The organism is Brevibacillus sp. FW301-21C12A (genome assembly GCF_058788915.1).
Map to the genome: position 1 here is coordinate 84,333 of NZ_JBYTBG010000014.1, position 24,696 is coordinate 109,028.

Below are 24,696 nucleotides of genomic sequence, written 5' to 3' on the forward strand. Positions count from 1 at the left end.
AAGTACTTATCGTAGTATCTTGTTTTGGAAAAGATCAAACAATAATTCATCTATTTGTTTGCAGTAAATAGAAAATTTGAAAGCTCCCTAAGTTTCCATTCCAAGAAATCTTGGCACTCGATACGTAAATTCACTGCCATGGATTTGGCGGAATACTTCTCCTTCGTGAGTTAAAAAGTTTGCCCGAACAGTCTCTATATCTAACACATTAGCCCTCCTATCAGTAAACTTATAAATCGTCACTAGCATGATACCCATCTTCGTAGACTAACGAAGTACAATCCAGCTTCATTCACCCGATAACCGAACGTATCAGACCAGGCCTTAGCATAAGCCTGCACTTGCGGCGCATAAAACCGAACAAACTGCTCCAATTTGCTCTCATCCAATTGATCCGTTTTGAAGTCGACGATCACCCAGCCATCTTCCTCTTCGAAAGCGAAATCTATTACACCCTTCACCAAGAGATTGCCGCCGTTAATGGACTGATGCGTCAATGACGCGGCGGCTGTTTCCGACATCGTTTGCTCGGTTGCGGGATAAGACATTGTCTCCCCATTGCTTTGAACCATCATAATCGGGATTTCAAACAATCGCTGCTTCGCTCTCAGACTACGCTGCCAGAGTTCACTGTCTAGAACTTCATGAATAATAGGCAGGGCATCAGTCGCGTCCTTCCCTGATACTCCTTCGGTCTGGCAGAGGTATTGAACGTATACAGGCAATTCGCTCATCGGAAGACCTTTTCCAACTGCTTCAAGTCCCTTGTGGATCACGCTGCCGAAAGATTGGCCCCTCCCAGTGGCTGACCATTCCGGCGTGTCGCTCATGCTCTTCGTCAGCCCGGTAACGGTTGATTCGGCATAAGTCGGTTGGCGCAGTTGATGGAACACCTGCTCTCTCTGGGCCAAGTAAGCACCTAGATCAATGGATGAGGCTTCGGACCCGGATAAACCAGATGAAGTTGTCCCAATTACAATATCTCCGTCAAGTTCCCGATCATACTCATCTGTTTGAACATCCGATTCCGGAACATCCAACTCCCGGATGAGCTCCATCCCATCCATGAGTGAACTCCACGGGCACTTGGCAGGTTGTTCGGGGTAGAGACTGACGACTAGCATTTGCTTGGCCCGCGTCGCCGCGACGTAAAGAAGCCGATCCCGCTCCGCATGCATGAATGCTCGCTCCCGCACGCTCATCGCTTCCCAGCCAACCGGCTGGGCAATCGTTTCCTTCTGGAACCCTTTCGATTGTTGGATCAGGAAATAGCCCGCGGCCTCAGCCTCCGAACGATCAACAAACTGGTCGGCGTCATGATCCTTCTCCCCGCAAGGACAAGCGAGAAACACGATAGGCGCTTCAAGCCCTTTCGCCTTATGCACGTTCATGATCCGAACCGCTTGCCCTTTGCCCGCGTAGAGACTGGCGGTTTCCATGCCGTTACTCTCCCGAATGTTCGAAATCGCACGCGTCAGTTCATGCCAATCCGATGCGAGCATGGCGTCACGTTGCAATAATTCCAGCATTTTAAGCAGTGTTCCCGAACGGTTCGCCCCTGCTTCTTGCACCGTGGAATAAGGCAAAAGACCAGTATCCTCCAGAATGCGGTACAAGGCTGCCCATGCAGGCAATTCTTTCACCCAGCTGGCATATTCCCGCAGTTTCCGGCATGCAGCGACAACTCGATTATCCTGTTCTGCTGACTCCTCTGGCAGCCGGTAGATCGACCACGCATTCCCTTGAACACGATACGCCATTAGTTCCTTGTCGCTAATCCCGAATAGAGGTCCGCGCAAGACGCTCAGCATCGCCACCTGATCGGATGGATCGGCCAGGTAGAGGGCCAATTGTCCCAGCGTATGAAGCTCGGGGTATAGAGCGGAGCTTCCGACAGTTTCCGCAGCAACGCCCCGCTTCTCCAATTCTTCTGCGTAGAGATGCAAATAATGCCTCGTTCTTGTCAATATAAGAAAATCGCTGGGCTGCGCCTCTCTGAGCACCCAAGATGAACCGTTGCGCTCCTGAACCTGCAAATTTCCGTCGCGGCAAGCCCACGCGATGGTTGCGGCAATACGCTGTGCGTCAACCGCCGCTACTTCATCCTTGCCTCCGGGAATTTTCGGGTAAGTGAGTGCATAAACCCCGTGACCCGCGCGCTTATTCCCCTTTGGATTCGGTATATTCGTTTCCATCCGGACATACGCCGCTTGAACATCGGTTTCCCGGACGGGAAGCTTGCCGACAAATTGCCCGTTCACAAAATCGCCGATCGCATCGACGGATCGGAAATTGCTGGTCAAGTGAAGCACATCTCCACATGCTTGAATCCGCGATTTAACCTCGTTATAAATGGAAATATCCGCGCGGCGGAAACGATAGATGGACTGTTTCGGGTCTCCCACGAGGAACAAGGAACCCGGCTTTGGAGTAAGCTTCCGCCAATTCCGTTCATTCGGATCATCGCCGGCCCCCGTTAAGAGAAACATCATTTCCGCTTGGACCGGGTCGGTGTCCTGAAATTCGTCGACCATAAGCCGTTGGTAGCGCCCGGCGAAAAATGCGCGAACCTCCGGGTAATCACGCAGAAGACGGCAGGCATACATCAGCAGATCCTGAAAGTTCAGCTTCCCTGCCTGCAATCGCCGTTCTCTGCAATACTCCAATGCAGGCAAGACAAATTGAATGACTTTCGGATACAGATATTCCCGCCACGATTGAAGAAAGGGGAACAGGACCGTAATCTGCCAATCGTGAAATCGTTCGGATATGGCTTTGGCTTGCTTCTTATCCGTCCATTTGTACTGCTTCACATCCAGTTTGAAGTCAAACATCTTCGCAAGCGTTAGCATCAACATATCGTCCTGCTCATCCGACAACCGCAGCATACGATTAGCAGTACGCAGTTTTGCCTGAAGATTATCCCACCCTTTTTCCGGTTCAGCTGTCGGTAGAAACCTGTTGGCTTCTTCAATCATGGGAAGCAAGGAGAGTCGGATGAGGTTGAAATCAGGACGATGAACCGGTTCGCAAGGGATTTGGAGATCCGTAAAAATAGATACCCGATCATAGACATTCTTCAGGATGCTGACGTCGATTCCCACCTCGGTAAAGGAGGCAAGTGCTTCACTATCTTCCTCCTGCAGCTGAATCAGATATTCATCCCAGCATTGATCGTGGAACGCACGATTCATTTCATCATCCATTTCTTCGAAAGAAGGGTCCAATCCGGCCTCAATCGGTCGCTCGCGAAGCATGGAGGAACAGAACGCATGGATCGTTCCAATAAAGATTTGGTCTAGATTGGCCAAAGCTTCTTCCATTCGTTCTCTAGTTTCGCCTTCAATATCAGCCGTTTTCCGCTCTAAAGCAATGCGGAAACGCTCCTTCATCTCATCCGCCGCTTTATTCGTAAAGGTGATCGCCGCAATATGCTCCATCTTCGCCGTTCCGGACTCGATGAGTGCCAGCAATCTGCCGACCAAGCTGGTTGTCTTTCCCGAGCCTGCACCGGCTTCTACCAGAAAGGTCGTGTTCAGCTCCTCCAATATCCTCTTTCTAGCTTGTTGATCGGATGGTTCATTCAATGTTCTCCACCTCCAGCAGCGTGTGCAGTAGTTCCGAATTTGCTTCATCCTTTCGCTTATGGGCCATCATCTCTGCGTGCTCTCCGCATACAGCCGCATAGTCGCAATATCGGCAGACCGCAGGATTTGAAGCGGGAATAAACAATCCCTGTTCCATCGACAAAAGGATTCCCCGGATCACCGCGGTGACTCGATTCCGTTCGGTTTGCGGGCGTGCAATCACTTGCCCGTGCCCCCGTTCGCTTGGAAAGACGTAAGACGCTTCAAGCACTTTTGCATCAGAATCCACACCCGTTTGCCGCATCCATAGCTCCGTCCCCATTGCGTAAAGCGCGTGTTGCAGCTGCGTACCGCCTGCGAACATGCCATTTTCCTTGTAAGGCCGAGGACTGCCGGTCTTATAGTCGATAATCCGATATTGATGCGGCGCAACTTGATCGATCCGGTCGACGATCCCGCGCAGCGTAATCGCCATGTCCTCGCCAAGCTCAAGGTGCAACGGCTGGCCGTCCACGATGAGCTCTTGTTCGAAAAACCGGGGAGCCGTCTTAGCCTGCAATTCCATGCGATAGAACACGTCCACATCCCGGAGCATCGCTTGCCGTTCCCTCTCAAACACATGAGGGCTCGGTGCCGGAATCCGCTCGGCATACAAGAGAATCGTCTCCTCCGCAATACGAAGCAAACGGGCATGATCGTGTGTAATAGGCATGACTTTACTTGCGTTGACTTCCGTCATATAACGACGATAAACCTCGTGCAGCAGCGAGCCTCTTTCATTCGGCTTCAGCCAGGAGGTACGGTCAAAAGTCACCTGATCTTTCACGCGAATCCTGAGCACATATTGGAAAAAGTACCGCATCGGACATTCCGCGTACTTCTCCAATTGACTTGCGCTAAGCGTCCGTTCGTCCCGGTCTTTCCAATAATCAGTCCATTCATCCCCCGCTATATATCCGTCATGCTCCGTCACTTGCGAGCTGCCACGCGCCTCGAGTGCAAGTCTGCCTTGACGAAGCGACGGATAGACCGATTCGATGAAGGATTGCCGGTCCCTCATAAGGTTTACATTCGCATGGATTTGTCGGAAGACATAATGAGAGCCGTCCAATGGCAGTCCATTTAGCTCAGTAGAGGATGGCTGCTCTACATCCAAATACCCGACAGGTTCGCCTAAGCTTCGGTGCAACATCTCATAGTCCGCATTCGTTTTTCCGGATACTTTTCGGAATACCTGTAGAAGTTGAAAAGCCGGGCTTGCTGTCGCTCCTTCTGCCAAGTCATACGACGAGAAGCTAAATGTGATATTGCCGCTTATCATCCCAAGCCGACCATCACGAAGGCGTTGCCGATCTCTTTGTCTCTGCACGGCTGTTTGAAGCCCGGCATCGATCCGTCTGCACTCTTCATCGAGAAGCATGGGATTTTGCCTGATATTCCCGGACCACGACTGTTCATCCATCCCGAGAAGAAACGTATGTTTTCTCCCGCTGATCCCCCCGTTCGCCAAACTCGATATGTACAGGAATCCGGGCTTGGGTAACCGTTGCACCCCGACTCGAAGTTCCTGCAGCATGTCTCGGGCATACAAGAACATTTGCTGAAACGGCATCGAGTCCGGAACAGGACATTCCTGCAGTTCTTTAGCGATACCTTTCATTTCTTGCAGGACGATCGCATCCTCTTCCGTTCCGCATACACCAAATCTATCCAAGATGTTAACGAGCCATCCCCAGATTCCCTTAGGAGATGAGAGCGCCGCTTCGTCTGGAAACAATTCTCCCAGGAGGTTTGTCAGATGCTTCTTGATGTCGTCATCCCGCTGTTGTTGTTCCGTCCGCTCCCGTTCTTCGGGTCTTTCATCTGCATCCCCTTGGAACCGAACATGCCCCGACCCCAGCAACTTGATATACCGTTCTTTCCCCCAGCCGATTCCGCTTTTCTCCAGGGCTCGAATACAATCCGCATTCGTTATTCCTTGGTCACGATCGGAGAACGTGATCAATTGCTGCTGCAGCATCAATACGAGCTGCCGCACCTGATAACCGGACTCCAACCAGTTCAGCAGAAAATGTGCGGCTCTTCCCATTCCGGATGTAATCACAGGCAGCCCGTCTGCATAGGAACAGGGAATACCGAAAGAAGCACACATGGTCGAAATAACCAACGCATATTCTTCATCCGGTACGATCATCTCCACTTCATCCAATGGCATCCGGCCCTGAATAATGCGTCTCAATGCTTCGCGAACCTCCGCCAGCCTTCCGGTCGCATGATAGAACTGAACCTTTCCGAACGGCATTGTGGATTGGACGTCAGTGAAGGAAGAAACCGCTATAATCCTCGTCATCCGTCCGTTTGACAACCGCTCCAGCATTCGAGCGGAAACCGGTGAAAGCGGCATAGGGTCTGGCAGAATAAGCTCCACGTTTTCCGGCAATTGGGTTGGTATATGCGACAAAAGGCCGGGGAAATCGATCCAGCTCCGCTGATTCAGAAAGCGCTCATACGCTGACAACACCTTTCTGACATAGCTGCCTTTTTGCTGGCTCATAAAGTGGTCGTCTCGAAGCTCCCCCGCACTCACTCCGGCACGGCGCAGATCCATAATGGCTTGGTGAACATGCATGGCAATACCAGGCTTTACTTGATCCACCGCGATGTAGGAATCCGGCTTGGAAGCCATTTGTTCCATGACATGATGGATAATCCAAAAGGACCGCTGTTCCCCGATTAAAGTCAGCCCTTGTTGATACAGGGAGAACTGAACCTGACTTCTTACAAAGGATTGAACCGTTTGGACCTCCACATTCATAACCGGCCCTAATTCCCGGCATATTCGCATCAACCAGGACTGTCCTTCGATGTAGGAAGGAGCAATAACAATTTTGCGGCGAAATGGCTCTCTACGGATTGCATCATATAAACGTTCTAGAAACGTGCCTGCTATTTTCAAAAGGGACACCTTCCTTTCGTCTATCGTTCAACAACAGCACCTTACTGCCCATACAACTGTCCCCAACGCTGTAGCTGTTCCTTGAACTTTTCCCGGACAGATGCAGGCTCTAAAATCTCCGCTGAAGGTCCGTACTGAACCACCCAATTCATAAACTCCCGCTCGTGGTTGACGGTGACCTCGAATAATAAGCTGCCGTCCGGCAGATCGGTCATCTTCGGTCTCACGAACAATTCTTCTTCCTTCACATACCGTGCGACATCAGGTTGGAATTTAATCTTAAAAGTGATTAAAGAATCCCCGCGTTCAATCGACCAGGTATGCTTCATATACTGAGCAATGTTAAAATCACCCTTGTCGAATCGATTACTTGTCAACTCTACATGGCGGAAACGGCTTATACGAAACGTGCGAATGTCCTGCTTGGAATGACAATAGCCGATCAAGTAAAACCGTTGATCCCGCGGGACCAAATAGTACGGATCAATTTGGCGCTCCGTCAATTCATTCCGGCTCTGGGTATGGTAAACAGCCCTGATCGTCTTACTGGCGATAATCGCTTCCATGATGGGCAGCAAGAAGTTGGCACTGTTCTCCCGATAAGCCGGGGTGCCCATTTGGATCATGTCTGCGACATTTTCCAGTGTATCGTACCGCTTCCGGGTTTCTTTCACATGGGTAGCCATCACCTTGTCGTAGGCGGATTCAAAGCCTGGAGGCAATTTGCTGGTGTCCAACACGGAGGGCAGGACAGAGAACACCAACGCTTCCTGCTCCGTGAAATTCAGCGGGTACATGGCGAAATTACCGACAAAACGGTACCCTTTTCCGTAACCCTCGTTTGTAATCGGTGCGATCAAGTCCAAAATCCGCATGTCCCTATAAATCGTACGATCCGTTGTCTCGCATTTGTCCGCCAGCTCCTTGGCCGAAATCCCCGGATTGGATTGAATGGCGAGAAGTATTTTAAAGAGCCGAATCACTTTATCCGTCATGCTATATCTCCTATCGTGGCATATAGAATGTAAATCCTTATCATCATTGGGATTCTACGCTTTACCTGGTTCTTCCTGCCTATAAGGAGAAAACGAAACGTTCTCTGTCGTTTTGATGATGTACACTTCCTCTAGACCCGGCGTAAGTTCAACAATTGCCGTATCCTTAACGACAAATCGCACCATGCCGCAAACATGATGCTCAAACATATCATAAATCCGGCCGGCGCTGCGGCATCCTTTCGGTACGGTATGCGGACTGTTGGCGACATAACCGATTTTGCCCAATGGGATCATATCCACCTTTATCGCTTCATGGTCATGCGGATTATCCGGGTCTTTGATCAAGTGAACGACCTGACCCGGCTTTAGAAATGCTGCTCCGTAGTAATGCTGCGTGCCTGTGACGGCGATATAGATCGGTTGATCCACTGTACTCACTCCCGCATGTCTTTCCTTCATTATGACGGATCGCAACGACCATAGATTGTCAGCGAATATATGTTCTGCGCACAAAAAAAGCACTGCGGCATCTCAACTTGAGATCGCAGTGCTGCATTCATTTTAGAAAATGGGCAAACTGATCCGGCGCATTCCGAATGTCTTGTGCCAACTTCTCGTATTCCGCGGATAATTTGACCGAACGAACTCTTTTGGCGTCTTGATCGCGCGGCTCAATGAATCCTTCTTCTCTCCAATGACTTACCTTTTCCCTTATTGAACGGTCCGACAAACGCAGCAGGTCCCTCATTTCGCTTGTCGTTAGGGTATCTTGTTTAAAGGTTAATTGAGCAAACACCATTCTTTGCTGGGGATCTAACTTGCGAATTAGATCCGGTTCGATTTTCGTCATTTGAGCAGATTTCTCCGTTACGATGGCAGCGGCTTCTTGAAAAACCTCCGCCAAACCATCGATAAAGAATTCCAGCCAAGGCGTCAAATCAGCTTCATTCCGCCCAAAATAATAATTGTGATGGAGACCCAACTGGAGTCGGCGATAATATTCAGCCAAGTTGCGGTCATAGAAATTCTCGAGTACAAATAACCCCTTTAAGCCATATCCGCCGCGTCGTAAAAGATATGTCGTGATCATCCGAGCCGTTCGGCCATTCCCGTCCAAATACGGATGAATCGTTAGGAACTGCCACATGAATATGCCAGCCTTGATAGGAACCGGAACCGAATAGGTTTCCGGCGAGTTCACCCAGGCAACCAAATCCTCCATTAATATCGGGACATCTTTCCATTCCGGCGGCAAATAAAAACCGGAGGCATTGCGGCTGCCTACTTGATTCTGTTCTTCGCGATACTCGCTAACACGCGGTCTTCGTCCGTGTGATATTCGGATAATAGCATGCAGCTTTTTAATAAATTCCTCTGTGACCGGGAGCTGTCTTTTTTCGGCTTCATCCAGGTATTCCAAAGCTTTCATTAAGTTATAAACTTCCTGCTCTTCATTGTCATTGCTGGTTTGGTACAAGACTTTTCGCTTCGTCGCCTCGTCAAGCGTGTTTCCTTCAATTTTCGTTGAAAGAATGACCGTCTTTTCCATCGATTCTTTCTTAAGCAAATCCAGAATAGATGCGGGCAGTGGAAGCAAATCCACCACAACACTGGCGCGTTGTATATCCATTAGTCTGCGGGCTATGGTGTCCGTTATTGAATATTTGGGTGTAAACATAACATCACCTTCCTCAATAACATTATACCATTGCCGCTATTTTGCCGCAAAGTATTTTTGTTTCATTGCATTTTCTTCGTATATTTTAATTTCTACAATGACATCCTGTACAACGCTTTATTCTCCAGCCCTCGGACCGGCTGTGTCCACAACTCCTTGTCCGAAGTGGCGCTTAGTGCGTCCTCCGCCATCTGGAGTTTGGCATCCAGTGCGTCAATATAGTGCAATGCTACCGCTTCTGCCGTTTGCGGCTGTACCGGGCTCCCCCATTCTCCGAGGTTATGGTGAGAGAGAATAAGGTGCTGCAATCCGATTACTTGTTCCGAATCAAGCGGAAGTTCCAGCCGCAATGCAGCTTCTGTGATCCAACCAGCTGCCATTGCAATATGACCGATCAACTTTCCCTGAGTGCTATAATCTGTCACGACCCCAAGCTGAGCGATCATCTCCTCTGGCTTTGCAATATCGTGTAGGATAATCCCGGCTTTGATCATATCCTCTTTTAGAAATGCCCTCTGCTTGCAAAGGAACTCGCCGATCTCTAGCATACGAACGATATGATAGGCCAAGCCTGCAAAGTATGCATGATGGTGCATTTTGGCTGCCGGATAATGAGCCAGTTTCTCACTCACCTTATCGACGCAAAAGCTTACAATATCACGAATGACCGGGTCCCAAATACTCTCGATTACTCTGTATATGACCTCTAATAATTCCGCAGATCCAATTGGAGCCGCCCGAATAAATCGGTTAGGGACACACCGTCTTCATTACTTACATTGCGAATCCGGGTGATCTTAACCTGCGGCTTTTCCCGATACAATTGAACGATTCCCTGAACTTTGACTAGCGTCATCGGAGAAAAGCTGTCTTTTTCTGTTTCCTTCACATCCCAATACTTTGCAGGGAGCTGGCCGCTGGCATCACACAGCACCAAATCGAAGTAATCCTTTGCCGGGGATGTATTGGTCTGCTTCAGCTCCAGCTCTTTCAGCAAATAGAAGCCGACGAACTCATCGTTCGTGGTCAGTTCTTTTATCAAAGTCATTCTTTTCACCCCCATCTACAACTCCAAAAACTCTGCCTCTGCCTCAGTAATCTCATATTCCTTGAATTGTAAGTATTTCTTTAACGTACCCGTCATTTTCAAGGGATAAGGTTGTGCCGTAGTCGATTCAAAGGTGATGCACACTTCACGTAAGCGATGCACCATCCAAGCTAAGCGCTCTCGGTCTTGCCTATCCATCGGACCTAATGGCATATATTCCACAACTCGGGGTTGCTGAAATGCCGTTTCAGGGTTATCGTACTTGGTCATAGATTTGGCAATGTTCCTCTGGGTCTTGGGTTTGGTTCCTACACCGTAATACAGTCCTGACTCGTTATCAGAATAGACACCTATAGAGAATGACATGGGGCGAAAACCATAGGCTGGAACGTCATCATTGGAATTAACACGAATAACGGTCATCCCCTGATCGTTCTGTATCCATCCAGGTAAGTCAGGATTCTTACCACGGCCAATTTTGTTGTTTTGAATGCCGTCCAACCCTTTATATCGAAGCTCCGCTTCAACTAATACGATCGGCTCCTTGCCACTCATTCGTTCCATTCTTAACTGCTCACCGAACCAGCGAGCGACCTCTTTCTTTAGCGCATCCGGGGCTTTGGGAAGCGGATCAAATTGATCTGTTTTCAACACAGCTTCTGATAAACTCAACCATTCCTCACTGCCCCGGCTTTTTACCATTAATACACCGTCTTCCAATTTCGTAAGAATCGCATAAGTTCCTTTATCACCTGAAACCAGATCATAGGCTATGATTGGGCGTTGTTCATTTACATCCATATGTGCCTTGTAATCGATAACTCCCGCATCCCCCAATAAATCCAAAATACAGTTGAAGACTTTGTGAATATAGCTTGACTCCGGTTTATCTTTCTTACGTTTAGACTTCTTTGCCCCGTTTTCGGGATAGACGAATTGAGTGATCCTCCCCGTTAATTGAAACCCTTTGCGTACGGCTTGCTTGGGATCTATTCCTTCGCCAAGCTTCTTCCAGTCGTCTTTAGGCAATATTTCAATCAATGAGCAAGTTATGGCTTGATTCCCTTTAACATGTTCGATGCTCCGGAGGATTTTGTTGGTTCGATGTTCATCCGCCAGGTCCTTAAGTGCTCCGCGATCCAAGCCATCTACATAGTCCTTCCTGTCACACTTGACCACAATGATGCGGTTTCGAGAGGAAGAGTTCAACCTAAAAACTTCTCCGTCAACATGTTCAGCCAGCAACTTTCCTTTATATTTTTTAGCCTTCAATGCTTCGACGACACATTGATAAAGAGAGTCCGGTCCCCACACTTCAAGCACAAAATCTTTATCATGACCGCAGTATACGGGTGGGATCGGTTCTCTCACTCGCCTCCTTGTCCCTTCTAGCTTAGGCTTCGGCACAAGTGGCAACGGCGTAAGCGATCTCCAGTCGGATACATTCTCCCGTACCATCTCGTAAAATCTCATTTTCTCCTGAATGCTGATTCCCGCTTCAACATATAGGGGGTTAAAGACTCTGTTATTATGAACGACCCATATCTTAGGGGAACGATCTGAGTGATACTTGACTGGATTTGTTAAGATATCCTCAGTCGATAACGGATTGCCCCATAAGACATCACAAAACAATTCGTCGAGCCCTTCAGACCAACGTGTATAAGGCTCAGTTCCACCTTCTCTGCGAAAAGATAAACTCGCGTACGAACGTAATCCCATTCCCTGATCTTTGATCAGAGGATTGTCCATGGAAACCAATAACGTGCTATTAATGCCGCCTTTCAGATATTTGGTCTCCTGTGGTTTCGTAATAAACCGTCTTATTCCAGCCGAAACCATCAATAATAGTCGTTCCGGCTCACCGGCCCTATATTGTAACCGAAATCGGACGACATAAGAAAAAGTACCAGATCTAGTGGTTATGGGCTCAGACATGCACTCTGCCTTTTGCGTGGCATATACCTGCGAGAACATAAGCTCAACAGGCTCATCCCGGTTATCAAGCAGTAGTTGTTTCGGACTCAAGCAAAATTGATGTGCAACTAGAGCAGGAAGCAATTCATATTTTAACCTTGAATCACGATGCAAAATGGAATCTACCGCCTCGCTTCGCCAGTCCATTGTACTCGTATCCAAATCATCCGTTGCAGCTACGCCTTGCCTCGTTGCTATTTGGTTCATCCATCCCTTAGCCAGGAATAGGATCATTCCAACCGGGACTGGCTGCGTTGCAATGAGCCACGGACGGTTTTCATCCAGATAAAATTGGTTATTGACCGAGACGATCTGTGGAAATATACTTTGCAGTTTTTTACCTAATGGCTTAATCGCAAAGGGCAGCTTAACGCCATTATAAAATTGACGAATAAATTCTCTCCAAACCGTTGGTATATCCAGTAGATAGATCTGCTTATTATTCCAAGCATTTTGGTCGCTCTCGAAAGCATACAGCTGCAGCAATTTACCAGTCCGACTCATGGGCCTCATTCCTTTCCATCATGACTTTCATACTGTCTATAAATGGTCCATATAAACTGCGAAATGCTGGATTTGATTCATGATCCACCATGATCTTCAGCCAGTAATCCAACATCGATTCCCCAACATCCGTGCGCATGGGCTGAGCTAGAAATTTACCATCACAGTAGAACACTCTCGCCGGTGTGCCTTTGCGAAGAAGCCTTCCAATCGTTTGCCAGACTGGGATAAACGTATACCAGGCTATGGTCTTTCTCTCCGCAGGATTTAATACGGACCAATAGTCTGGTTTACGGTACATCCGGTGGAGCAAGCTATTACTTTCGCTGCGAATGAGGTCCAGTGCCTGCCTATAAAGCTTGCCTTCAAAATCGGCACGTTCAATGAAGTCAGGCAGTTTGGCATGCAAAAGTTGGATGAGATAGGTCATGTCCTGCGGTATCGGATATGGCCGTATCATAAAAAACACAGATCCGAATAATGAACCTTTCGTATCATCCAGAATGTTATAACCGCGACTTATCGCAAGTAACGGGGCGATCAGCACATCAGCGTTTTCGTTAGCAAACCGCTCTAATTCTGCTCTTGAAAACTCGGCTTCATGAAAATGATCCGGGTCCCTCGTTAACTGGCGGTATCTATTTTTCCAAGAAGAATGTGATGCAAATACGGCTCCGACATCAGCAACGTCTTCATAAGAGTTGACAATCAACAGCACTTTACGATTTGCACCCGAGTAACGCCACTCCAGCAATTCTTGTTCAATCTTGGACATTAACTTGGCGGTTAGCGCACGTAGATTTCGTTCTCTCCTATCCTCAATCTCACCGGATATTTGGATAGGGGTTTCCTTCCCGTGCTCATAGATCGGATAATATTCCTGGTGAATGACTGGAACACCCAGATTGGATTCCAACAGCCATCCAGGCAACGATGCAATATGATAATGGGCTGATCCTGGAGCCAGACTTGTACCTGAAAGCAGAACAACCGCAGGACCTTCATATCCATCTATTCCAGCGTAGATCGATTGCCAGTCTTCAAGGAGAAGTCGACCGACACCTGAATACTGAACGGCTTTGAATGTACCTGTGTCATTCCCAGGTTTTACTTCATACAGATACCCCGTCATACGTCCTGTCATCGCATCTTTCATAATTGCTGAAAACTCACGTTGAATCGTGTAGAGTCCCTCGAATTCAGATAATTTTCCTAATTTGGCTTGAACTAGCGGATAAAGATCCATGAACACTTGTATATCATGATCGATAAGTGCCAGACATAAATATAATTCCAACGAATGAACCGGGAATTTCAATCTTCCAACAGGGTTTGTCTCACCGCCCAACTTATGGAGAATGGTAGTTAGAGCTTGTTCCCGCTCCTTCTTCGTTCGAGCTTGCAGCATTTTCGTTACATCTGCATAGATAGGGTGGTCCAGCGGATGATCCGCATAGTTGCGTAATTCCTGTTCAATTCTCTCCCGATTCTGTTCGTCCTTGGCGAAAGCGCCACTGATGCGATAAGCTTCGGTAGAGAGCCGTAATAGCTTCCGGTACAAAAACTGAGCGAATTCAGGCGATAAATTCAATGTACGATATACACCGCGGCGGATGGTGCTTTCAAGGCGATTCAGAACATCCATCCAGTCTTGTACAACCTCGTCATGTGCATACTTACCATAATAACCTATCGTTTTTCGAAATGATTCTAACAGGGTCTTCTCAAAGAGATGCTGAGAGTTACCAAACAATGCAATCTCGGAGACGAAGGAATCGTCGAATTGCTTCTGAACCGCATCGGCTTCATCAACGAAAATGATGTCTAACAAGTCATACATCGCTTCATAGACTGTTCTCTCATAAGGGTCCAGCATAACAGGTAGTTTTGTTTTCAATATGCTTGCTGAGGTTGTAACCCATACTTCCGCATGGATCAGGGCTGCGAAATCGCGATAGATTCCGCAACTGGCTGCATAGGGGCATACGCACTTTTTCTCCTGCTGTATTAACTGACGACATGGATAATCTGTCGTATTTTCATGGTCATTGGCAAGGGCATGGATGATGCAAAAATCGGATACATGTCGGAGTTCCAGATAAGAATCCTGCCCCCAATCCGTTACATCCCGAATCTGATGGCGACGGGCGGATATATAATCTTTCTGATGTTTACGGCGACCCGTTCTTCCAATTACAGGAACAGCGTTAATTCCCAATAAACGAAGTTCCTTAACTCGATTTAATACTTGAGGGACACTGCTCTCAATGAATCCGACACGAGCTCCTGCTCGGACTAATCGATCCGTTTCCAACACCATAAATGTGGATTTTCCCGACCCCAGTCCCCCTACGATATGCTGTAAGCCCTTATACTCAAACTGTCGGATACTGGGGTTTGTCAATGATTTTAGTTTAAGTCCAATTCCGGCCCGTTCCTTCCATTCCAAGGCTGCCGAAGCTTCTCGCATCCCCTCTGTCTGATAGGTATGCTCGTCTCCAAGATGAAGTGTAAATCTCCCCTTCGGTCTATATCTCGGAAATGTTGACGTATTAACCAACGGCGGTGGAATTTCTCCGACATAACGAATGGACTCTTGTTCCTGATTATATTTGTAATAGTGGAACTTGCCTGATGTAGCAAAGTGTATGTCTTTAGACAGATGGGCAACAGCTTGTTCTAATAATTGCTCGTACCATTTCCTGCGATCGGCGAACAAGGCAGGAGTCCGGAGTCTCCAATGACTACCGTCGTTTTCATATAATCTATATTCAACCGAAACTTCTTCATATCGTTCGAATAAGTTGTCCCATGTCATCCTTGAGCGCAAAGCACTATATAAAACTCTTAAACGGTGTGCAATCTCCTTCCGAGCAGGCTTGGGAAGAATAGGTGAGTCGTAACCTGATAAAATCGTATAACCTTCGCTGATATCCATAGAAGAATCAACCATCAAACATCCTGTAACGAACAATTCCACAGTATAAATGGTTTCAATGTTTTGCCGCGGCAATCCAGATGGCAAGAGACGCGGAAGGAACTGCTCAAAATAGGTCCAATACGATACTCTCATCTCTCCGTTGCCTCCCCAGCCAGATGCTTCTGCACATCCCGCTCATTTATGACTTTCAGATGACTCGCATGAGCCATAAGTGCTTGTTTAACAAGCTTCGAGTAACCGGGGTATATTTTCGTTCGGTATTGCGGAATGACAATATATACATGTGGGTCTCGATATTTCTCTAGTTGGTGGGGTTGCATTTTATTGAAGAAGTTAGCCAGGTGTAGGGGGTGCTTAAAATCCTTCATATCCAGATAGACGATATGCGTATCCAATTCGACGGCTAAATCAAACCGGTCTACTTGCGGAAAGAGTTCAACTTTGTAACCTTTCTTCGTTAGCCAATCTTTAGCTGTAAGTTCAGCCAACCCTGGCAACATCGTGTACCGATAAATTCCATAACGCAATCGATGCATGGGCTCATGGATTTCCCATTTCTTAAGCTCTCCGCGACTGGCCAGTTTCCCACAAAGATCTTCTGCCCCGCATTGCCAGTGATCGTTACGAAATTCCAGCGTCCATCCGCATCGTGGACATTTGCGATATCGTTCTACATCGTCCGAAATTTCTTCATAACAGCGACTAAGCTTTTTCATCAGTTCTGTATCCTTAAGCTCCAGCCCAAACTCCATTAAACGGTAAGCAGATACAACCGGATTGGTAATAAGGAACTCTCGAAGTTTTCGGTACTTCTCCTCTAGCATCGGCATTGTCCCTCGGCAGTAGCGCAATATCTCTACTATTTCTTGTGTCTGAGCTTCTTCAGGCGAATCGTACATGATTTTAAATTCACGTGCGTCTGGTGACAAGCCCAGATCCGGAATCAAGAGCGGCGCTTCCTCCGGATAGATACCGGCTACTACAATTCCCCATTCTTCTGCCGGTTTTTGCAACAATTGAATAAGTGAATGCAAATCAATTGGAGCTTTTTTTCCCTCCAACATCAGGAGTCGAACAAACTGCATATGTCCTTGACGCAATAGAGCCGGCGGCTCGCTGAAGTCTTCTCCCCACTGTGACAAACCTGCGATTAAGTTTAACAAACAATCCCTCACATCATTCTTATCAATTTGCATTTCAACACCACCGGTAATGGATTAAGAATCACCTAGTATATTTTTATTTTATAGTTAAGTCATGACAACACTTTGTCAGCGAATATATGTTCTGCACAAAAAAAACGACCAGATCTAATCCGGTCGCGTAGAATTCCTTATTCACATTGGGAGAAATGTAAAATTCAAGATTTAATCATCTTCGGTTAGTAGTAATTCCCTTTTACAAACATCACACTGGACCTTGATAACCAATCCTAGACTTGTTGGTATAAATATGTACGCAAACTTTGCTCCCGTTACATCTTTGGGTTCACATTTATCCCAATTATTAATTTTGTTTTCCTTAGATTTGCTAATTTCAAACTTCATATGATTCTCCATAATCAATGTAACTGATCCTTGATCTTATGCACCCATTTTGGAAGAGATTCGGCCTGATATTTTAAAATACTATGTTCAGCTTGCATAACGATTTTACCGGAAACTTCGCTATTATCAATCACAATCAAATGATCAATAAGATGGAAGTGAGTCAGAAGATTTTGCATGGATGTGGTTTGTCTCCGAATGATGTCTTCAGTCGGTATATGATGTCCACCGGTTTGAACTCTGGCGGCAACACGTTCGATATTGAGCCGAACATCATTTAGACCCACATAAAACATCGTCACTTCAAAGCCGTTCGCCTTGGCATCCCGTATCAGTCGAATAGCATTGCCGCCAGCCAAAGTCGTTTCTAACGAAAAATCTCGTTTATGCTGAATACATTCTCTCGCAAGCTTAATCGCTTCTTTGCCCGCGGATACTTTGCGGCGATCCGGATGGTCAGAATCAATGCCGCGAGCTAAAGCGTCGGGATCTATATTGACACTGATACCAAGCCTGTCCACTATCAGATTGCGAATGGTGCTTTTACCGCTGCCGTTATTGCCGGCGAATACAATCATCACGGCGGAGAACTCATTCATGAGGAACCCCTGGATTGTCGATCGGCTCGATCAGGCCGTTTGCATATTCTTTGACAATCTGGCCTTTTTCCGTTTGATAAACAATGTAAGTTCCGTTCGCTTTTGCATCCAGTTTCGCGCGATCGCCCGTAAGTTTGATCAGTTTTTGCAAATCTTGAACACGCTCCATCATCGATCACCACCGAATCCGTCTCCATTTAGACACTATTATAACATATTCGATTATGATCAAAATTACAGGTTTCGCATACCGGTTTGTCCACCCTCATCACAAAAAAATCCGCTGTGCACAAACCGCGTGACTTCTTATTCCATTATAAAGTTCAAAAACGGATCTTCCCCAACTCCTCCCGGAAAGCCGGTCTTCGCGGAAACCTGGTTAACAATTTTTGTGTGACGGTGAACGCTTCTTTCCGTCCGCCAACCTGTTGAAGCATTCGAATGATCCGGCAAACATCGGCGTAATCTCGCCTGTCTCTGGATTGATCCGCCCGGAATTCGATATATGCCACGAAAAGCGCCTTCACCTCCTCCGGGTAATGCGGAAGCAATTGCTCATAGAACGATTCAATTCGGTAAGGTGCCTTGCGGACATGTTCCAAAAGCCGTGCGAACATCTCCTCTTCCACCAGGATTTGGGTATACGTATGCTCTCCCCTCGGGCTCTGCTCCAATTGATCTAACATATCTTGCAGATACAAGGACCATTCTCCCTCATCCGAAAATGTATCCTTCACAGACCGGTAATAATCATATTCTCCGTTCATGATCAGCTCCATCCCGAGTTTCCGCTGCTGTTCGACTTGTCCTGTGCGATGGTATGCCTCATACCGATATTTCTTCCAGCGATAGACGAGCCCCGGCAGCCCCTGATCTTGAGCTTCCCCGGCCTCCGCCAATCGGATCGCTTCCTCGGCATCGCCTTGCTCAAGCGCCGCACGAATCGCAATCTCCCGGATTTCCGGGAAATGCAGATGTCTATACAAATAAGCTTTCGCCTGTTCTTCATCTGAACGTTCCAATATTTGACCATATCGGAGCACAGCCACCCGCTCGTCTGCGTACCTCTTCGACCAATTGCTCCCGGACATATGACCCAGGAGCGAATCCGCCGCATCATCCCATTGATGTTGCATCTCTTCCGACTCGATCAGCGCGCCCGCCGCCTCGAGGAGCGCGAGCTGCCAATCCGGCCACCCGTCATAATAAGGTTGATGTATCTCCTCCAACAACCGACGGAAAATCTTCATGCGTTCTTCCGCCGGAATATGATGGCGATCCTGAACCAGCTTGAAGATCGATTCCAGACAGCTTTCGATCACGATCCCGACTCCACCGTCCGAATCGTCGGCGGACTGCAATAATTCAATCATCTCTTCGATGATGCAAAACAGAATCGCCAGCCCGTGCAACCATTCCTCTTCATCGAAGGCGGAGAGAGCCTTTTCAGCGACGATCTTCGCACCTTCCACCGCGTGGCTTACGTTCCGCCAAGACACAAAACCATGATCATCCGAATATGTGTCAATGTAGGATCGAATCAACCGTCGGCAGGCGTCCAACTCCTGATCCGCGCCCCTTTTCGACAAGTGGAGTCTGATGCGCTCTTCCGCGGTATATGAATCCGATGCAATCGAGAGCAGCAATTCGATTAATTTCTCCTTGCTCTCTGCTTCCAACAGTTGCCGGAGAGACGGTTCCGGTGAAGATACCCCGTCTGCTTCTCTATTCTTAAGCTCGAGGAATACGGCGACTTGATGCTTGCATACCGGTCCAAAATCGTACGGACAATCGCATTCCGATTCCATTATGTTGTTCTCGTTGTCTAGCCTTACATAAACCTCATAATCCTCGTACCCGCGCACAACCGCAGTGTACTTTTCATCGGCAATGGACTTCAAGGAAATTACCCGTCCTTCGGACGCGTATTCCTTCCCTCTGTGTACAACTGCAGGATCTATGTATCTGGAAAAATCGGATAAATTCAAGAGGACCACCCCCTTTGGATGCTTCTTTCCATCTTGGAATTCCAATAGTCGATGAACACCTGATAAGATCGCTCAGTGGTGAAAAAGAAAATATGTTGATCTGCCGCAGCGTCGACATATTCATCTTTTAGAAATGGTGACAGCGACACAGGTCGTATATCGGTTACCGATTGGAAAATAATCCTGCTCATTTGTTGCTTTTATGCTTAAGGATGTATGTTTTAGCCAAGTGGTTTAGATGGCCAACAGCAATTGAATTGGGATCACTCGGGTCATGCTTCTTCTGCATGGCACGTTCAAATTCATCAATCATCTTTGCAAAATCGCATACATTCTGCTCAAGACCAAATAAGCGTTTCATGTCTCGATAGTGTCGAAAAAAGACTGCTTTAGCTTGATCATTGGGATAACCTAATTGTTGAAGTTCCGAAATGACCGCTTGAGCATACAGCTTAATCATCGTCTGTCTTGAAGAACGTTTCACCGGTATCCCCTGCCCAAACATTTCTTTATTACTCGAGAATCAACTTCACTTCAATGGATTCGAACCAATCAGAAACACGTTTGCGATTCTGCTCTTCAACAAACTGGTAATACCGCTCTAACTGCTCGCTGTCGGAAGATAACGCATCCTTGAATCTTCGGAATATTCTCTTGCCGCCGCTTAATATGTGCATCAAAGTGGATTGCAGCTTTTTATCTTCAACCGTTTCCGCAAAATCAACCATGTCGGTATATCCTTCATCCGACTCCCGTTTCGGTATCCGAAAGTAAATTTCATTAAAGCCTTCTTCAATGATCTCGCTTAATTCTTCGTCCTCTTCATCCCGGTCAAACGTTCGCAACATGACAACATCTCCAGTTTCGATATTCAGGAAGGACTCTATTCCTTCTACGTACATGTCGTATGCATCCACAATCTCCTGAAACTGCTGCTTGGTCAATTTCAATTCTTTCATAGGTTCTCCCTCAGCTACTGTCGCTTTGATCAACTCGCCGCGTTGTTCCGCCTCATATTCCTCCCACGTGATTCCATACGGGAAGCCTCCATCCGTATATCCGGCGATAAAATAGAAATTCTCGTCTTGCTCCAACAGCCCCGTGAATTCCGCTTTCTGACCGGTCCGCTTATTTTTCTTCCTGCCGCGCATTAAGTTCCCCACCTAAATCCATCTTATTTGAACGTGCAGATTAGCCAAATTGTCATGAAAACCCCAGCCGATCCCTTCTGTTTTCGAAACAACGGCTTCGAGACGTTCCTCGAATTCGTCGAACAACTCGGCTGTTTCATCTTCATTTACTTGATCAATGATATCGGCATACATGGACACCATGCTGTAGTAGAAGCGTTCATCAATATCCCCGTAGCTTAGGGTGAAATCAACTCCATTTTCAACGTAGACCAGCTTCAATTCCAGGGCGTACCTGGAATTTCCAGTCAATCTCTCGAATTCCGAAATCGCATGTTTCGCTTCCTGGAGTCTCAGCTTGCCAAATCCCCGCTCAGGGAAAAACTCTTTCTCAACCTTCTTGCAATACTCTTGAAAGAGAGACTCTACTGCTTCATCGCCCAGTATTCTTACAGCAAGAAACTTCTCCATATCTTTGCTGGCGCCATAACAAGCCTTCACCAAATCGATAAGCTGGTCGCTATTTAGCTGCTTCAGATGCTTATTCAGAGCAGACTTCGTCAGCTTCACAGGCTTTTTCCCTACCGGCCGCTTAACCAGTGACTTGGGGATCAGCTTGTCCTTCTGCCGCTCAAGCTCCTGATTCACTTCTTCGCAGGAGAAATGTTCGGGATCATATCCTTCTCGAACCCAGCCTATAAAATGATCCCGCTCCGGATGATTGGGAGTAAGCAGTACTTCCAGCATATGCTGATGCCCCCACACGCCTCCCACATCTTCCTGCGGACAGCCGCGGGCACCATCTAGACACAAGGGTGCCGGGTCGGATGTCGATGCGTCGATTTTGATCAACGTAACCGTGTGCTGCCAATCATCTCCAAAATCATACACGTATGTAAATACGGTGTTTTCTTCGTGAACATGCTTCTGAACGATTTCCCTCCGTGCATTCAGCACCTCGCGGTCTTCTATATGCTCGAATGTCGGATCGGGCAGACCGATCACCTTTTCTTTCACATGAAACTCGTATAAATGGTAATTTTCCCATCCCATGACCGATTGGATGATTTTGTGAAGCTGATGAAACGTCACGTCCGGATGAAATTGAAACTCCCGCCAAATCTTCGGGGCAATCTCATTCAGTTCGATTCTGCATCTATAAACCATGATCGTCTGTTCTCCTTTTAAGTATTCCGAGTATATAAACAAACCCACTGTATCCCGGTTGGAATTACAATGGGTAGGCTAAATGGTAAACAGCGGCAAACCGAATGCTTCCCGAACAAAGCTCATATCGTGGTCCCTTGATACAAGACCAAGCTGGTGCTCAATAGAAGTTGCAATAATAATTGCGTCCGGAGTTTTAAGCTTCCGTCCTTTCGACTTTTGTTCCCTGCGTATGTCCCCGGCAAGTCGGGCAACACTGGAACTTACCTCAATACATCTTCGTGAATTAAACAGCTTGATTCCTTGCAAACGATAAGCGGATTCCAGCCCGCTAAACACTTCGCACTCCGTAATGACGGAGAAATAAATCGACATCCGATCGTCACTGGCTTGCCGAACAAAATCCAACGCGGCATGCTCACCAGCCAGCAGTGCAATGGCGATATTGGTATCGAGTAAATAACCATCCATTTAATTCCACTCTTCCTCGCGCATTTTCTTGACTTCAACAGCCAACTGTTTAGCTTGTTCCGGTGTTAAAACCCCGGCCGACTCAAGTATGTCATCAATGGAATAGTCATCCTCGACTTCAATCGTTTGGTTATCCAAATTGATTTTCACTTTGCTTTGCGTAATATTCATCTTCGTCAAGATGGAACGAAGTTCATTAGCCGTTTTTTGATCCATCTTTTTGGGCAAAGACATGGTTAAAACACCAACCTTCCGATTTAAGAGTTGCAAAATATTTCCGTATTTCCGACGTATTCTGGGCTTTGCCGGATTTATATTCCATTCTGCTCTGCTCAATCAGGGATTGGAGCTCCGGATTGGCTTCAACATCAGCTTGAATCGATCGCTGTTTTTCGATATCATTTCACTCCTGTCATAATCGTTTCTTCTGTCATACTGGAGCGCTTAATTTCGTGTTACCAACAGTATAACATAACACACTCAAAATCCAGAAGGAGATAAGCCGGCCTCTTTCGGACCAGCTTATCGATCCAGATGGCTTGTCCTCCCTCACCGCACAAACCGCCCGCTGCACACAAAACGCGCCGTTTCCTGACATAGGTTCGTGTTCACAACGTGTTCACAATATGCGCCACCAGCCGCAAATTGTGCTCGATCAGCTTGTTGCGGGCGTACGGATCGCCTTTTGCCATGAGTCGGAGGTACTTTTCTTCTTCCGTATCCTGAAGAGGCTGGGGGAACGCGTTGTTCTTGACATAAGCGACAAACATGAGAAGTTCCTTGAACACAAGGGAAAGCGCCGCGATGATGCTGGACATGGCTGCCACCTCCACGTCTGGATAGCTTACTTCTATCCTTATGTGGGCGAATACCCAGATGTGCAAGTACCACATGAAAACCCCTTACAAATGTGAAGTGTCCAAAGACCAATCTCGTCCAGTTTCTGTAATAATTCTCGTTAAGACAGGAACCCAAGTTTGTTTTTTAACATTCAATAAGACTTAAAAAGGGGCTGTCTCAAAAGTCGATATTTCGACTTTGAGATGCCCCTTTGTATGTCAGAAACGTTGATATAGCAATGTTTCTGATTTTTAAACGTTAGCGGATTTGCCCTTTTTGGACAGCCCCTAGACAATCTTTTTGATGGCATCGAGTACCCGGTCTGCTTGAAAAGGTTTCACCACAAAATCTTTCGCGCCAGCCTGAATAGCATTTAGAACCATTTGTTGTTGTCCCATAGCAGAACACATGATAACTGATGCATTGGGATCGATTTTCTTAATGCCCTTTACGGCATCTATTCCCTCCATCACAGGCATTGTAATATCCATTGTGACTAAATCAGGCTTTAATTGTGCATATTTTTCTATTGCCTCCAAACCATTCTCAGCCTCACCAATTACCTCATGCCCGCCTTTTGTCAAAATGTCCGTTAACCGTAGTCTCATGAACGCAGCATCATCAACGACTAATATTCTAGCCATAAATTACATCTCCTCAACCTTTTGTCCTAGTAACATATACCCATTTTCAATAGGAGTAAACAATAGCAATAGAATACTTGATTGGAAAGGATTCATGTAATAAGGAGAGCATACCTGTGTTTGGCAAAATAAAGATCCATCTAAATAAATGATAGAATCTCTTGATATATATTAGGTAAAGACACTTGTCGATCAGCGTACCCCGCCTCATAAACAGCTTTAGGCATACCATATACGATACATGATTCTTCAGCTTCAGCGATCACATGACCCCGTTGCCGCTTCACTTCACTACAACCAATTAACCCATCCGTGCCCATTCCTGTAAGAATAACGACCAATAAACGGTCGCGATAAATCAAAGATGCGGAATGAATCGTAACATCAATGGATGGCTTGTACAATTTGCTCTCATCCAGCACAATTTTTAGTATGGTCTTTCCGTCATTTGTTTTTTGAAATAAAGTTTGATACCCTGCAGGAGCAATATAAATGATCCCTGGCATCACAACATCGCCATCTTCTGCTTCTTTCACTTTTAAATTGAGCATTTTGCAGAAATCTGAGCCCTTGAGACACAAGGATTTCTAGGGATAAAAAAGGGACTTCACCCCAATTTGG

General features: G+C 46.9%; 18 protein-coding genes and 2 pseudogenes. All 20 read right to left on the minus strand.

Annotated features, from left to right (window positions below):
* Window positions 1-242: 242 nt before the first annotated feature.
* Entirely contained in the window at window positions 243-3,587 is a 3,345-nt protein-coding gene (locus AC3WQH_RS11470; RefSeq protein ID WP_492332044.1) for a UvrD-helicase domain-containing protein, read from the minus strand.
* Entirely contained in the window at window positions 3,580-6,543 is a 2,964-nt protein-coding gene (locus AC3WQH_RS11475; RefSeq protein ID WP_492332045.1) for a PD-(D/E)XK nuclease family protein, read from the minus strand. Before AC3WQH_RS11475 ends, AC3WQH_RS11470 begins: the two co-directional genes overlap by 8 nt.
* Window positions 6,544-6,584: 41 nt before the next feature.
* Window positions 6,585-7,538 (minus strand): helix-turn-helix transcriptional regulator, encoded by a 954-nt coding sequence (locus AC3WQH_RS11480; protein ID WP_492332046.1) that lies wholly within the window; start codon window positions 7,536-7,538, stop codon window positions 6,585-6,587.
* A gap of 54 nt (window positions 7,539-7,592) precedes the next feature.
* On the minus strand, window positions 7,593-7,970 hold the full coding sequence (locus tag AC3WQH_RS11485) for an HIRAN domain-containing protein (RefSeq protein WP_197186978.1): 378 nt from the start codon (window positions 7,968-7,970) through the stop codon (window positions 7,593-7,595).
* Window positions 7,971-8,097: 127 nt separating this feature from the next.
* Complete coding sequence (locus AC3WQH_RS11490; protein ID WP_197186979.1) at window positions 8,098-9,219, minus strand: Fic family protein; 1,122 nt, start codon at window positions 9,217-9,219, stop codon at window positions 8,098-8,100.
* Between the two features lie 92 nt (window positions 9,220-9,311).
* Window positions 9,312-10,267 (minus strand): annotated as a pseudogene (locus AC3WQH_RS11495) (3'-5' exoribonuclease YhaM family protein).
* Between the two features lie 15 nt (window positions 10,268-10,282).
* Window positions 10,283-12,748 (minus strand): pPIWI_RE module domain-containing protein, encoded by a 2,466-nt coding sequence (locus AC3WQH_RS11500; protein WP_197186980.1) that lies wholly within the window; start codon window positions 12,746-12,748, stop codon window positions 10,283-10,285.
* Complete coding sequence (locus AC3WQH_RS11505; RefSeq protein ID WP_197186981.1) at window positions 12,732-15,821, minus strand: pPIWI_RE_Z domain-containing protein; 3,090 nt, start codon at window positions 15,819-15,821, stop codon at window positions 12,732-12,734. The genes AC3WQH_RS11500 and AC3WQH_RS11505 overlap by 17 nt, the downstream gene beginning before the upstream one ends.
* Window positions 15,818-16,885: a restriction endonuclease-related protein gene (locus tag AC3WQH_RS11510; protein ID WP_197186982.1), complete on the minus strand. Its 1,068-nt coding sequence runs from the start codon at window positions 16,883-16,885 to the stop codon at window positions 15,818-15,820. The genes AC3WQH_RS11505 and AC3WQH_RS11510 overlap by 4 nt, the downstream gene beginning before the upstream one ends.
* Before the next feature lie 365 nt (window positions 16,886-17,250).
* A complete protein-coding gene (locus AC3WQH_RS11515) occupies window positions 17,251-17,835 on the minus strand; it encodes an ATPase (protein ID WP_238504109.1) in 585 nt (194 codons plus the stop codon).
* Window positions 17,828-18,007: a hypothetical protein gene (locus AC3WQH_RS11520; RefSeq protein WP_007781155.1), complete on the minus strand. Its 180-nt coding sequence runs from the start codon at window positions 18,005-18,007 to the stop codon at window positions 17,828-17,830. The genes AC3WQH_RS11515 and AC3WQH_RS11520 overlap by 8 nt, the downstream gene beginning before the upstream one ends.
* Before the next feature lie 151 nt (window positions 18,008-18,158).
* On the minus strand, window positions 18,159-19,823 hold the full coding sequence (locus AC3WQH_RS11525; RefSeq protein ID WP_007781152.1) for an SWIM zinc finger family protein: 1,665 nt from the start codon (window positions 19,821-19,823) through the stop codon (window positions 18,159-18,161).
* Between the two features lie 187 nt (window positions 19,824-20,010).
* Window positions 20,011-20,307, minus strand: a complete 297-nt coding sequence (locus AC3WQH_RS11530; protein ID WP_157179516.1) for a nucleotide exchange factor GrpE — start codon at window positions 20,305-20,307, stop codon at window positions 20,011-20,013.
* A 28-nt stretch (window positions 20,308-20,335) separates the two neighbouring features.
* Window positions 20,336-20,974 (minus strand): UPF0158 family protein, encoded by a 639-nt coding sequence (locus AC3WQH_RS11535; RefSeq protein ID WP_007781149.1) that lies wholly within the window; start codon window positions 20,972-20,974, stop codon window positions 20,336-20,338.
* Window positions 20,975-20,986: 12 nt separating this feature from the next.
* Window positions 20,987-22,120: a DUF6155 family protein gene (locus AC3WQH_RS11540; protein ID WP_007781146.1), complete on the minus strand. Its 1,134-nt coding sequence runs from the start codon at window positions 22,118-22,120 to the stop codon at window positions 20,987-20,989.
* 78 nt (window positions 22,121-22,198) lie between these two features.
* Window positions 22,199-22,591, minus strand: coding sequence for a type II toxin-antitoxin system VapC family toxin (locus AC3WQH_RS11545; RefSeq protein WP_036712124.1), 393 nt, complete (start codon window positions 22,589-22,591; stop codon window positions 22,199-22,201).
* Entirely contained in the window at window positions 22,592-22,825 is a 234-nt protein-coding gene (locus AC3WQH_RS11550; RefSeq protein WP_492332047.1) for a hypothetical protein, read from the minus strand.
* Between the two features lie 386 nt (window positions 22,826-23,211).
* A pseudogene (locus AC3WQH_RS11555) lies at window positions 23,212-23,409 on the minus strand (RNA polymerase subunit sigma-70); the annotation flags it as partial.
* Window positions 23,410-23,718: 309 nt separating this feature from the next.
* Window positions 23,719-24,075, minus strand: coding sequence for a response regulator (locus AC3WQH_RS11560; protein ID WP_005833252.1), 357 nt, complete (start codon window positions 24,073-24,075; stop codon window positions 23,719-23,721).
* Between the two features lie 140 nt (window positions 24,076-24,215).
* Window positions 24,216-24,626 carry a CheB methylesterase domain-containing protein gene (locus AC3WQH_RS11565; protein ID WP_005833254.1) on the minus strand — a complete coding sequence of 137 codons (411 nt, stop codon included), beginning with the start codon at window positions 24,624-24,626 and terminating at the stop codon, window positions 24,216-24,218.
* Between the last annotated feature and the right edge of the window lie 70 nt (window positions 24,627-24,696).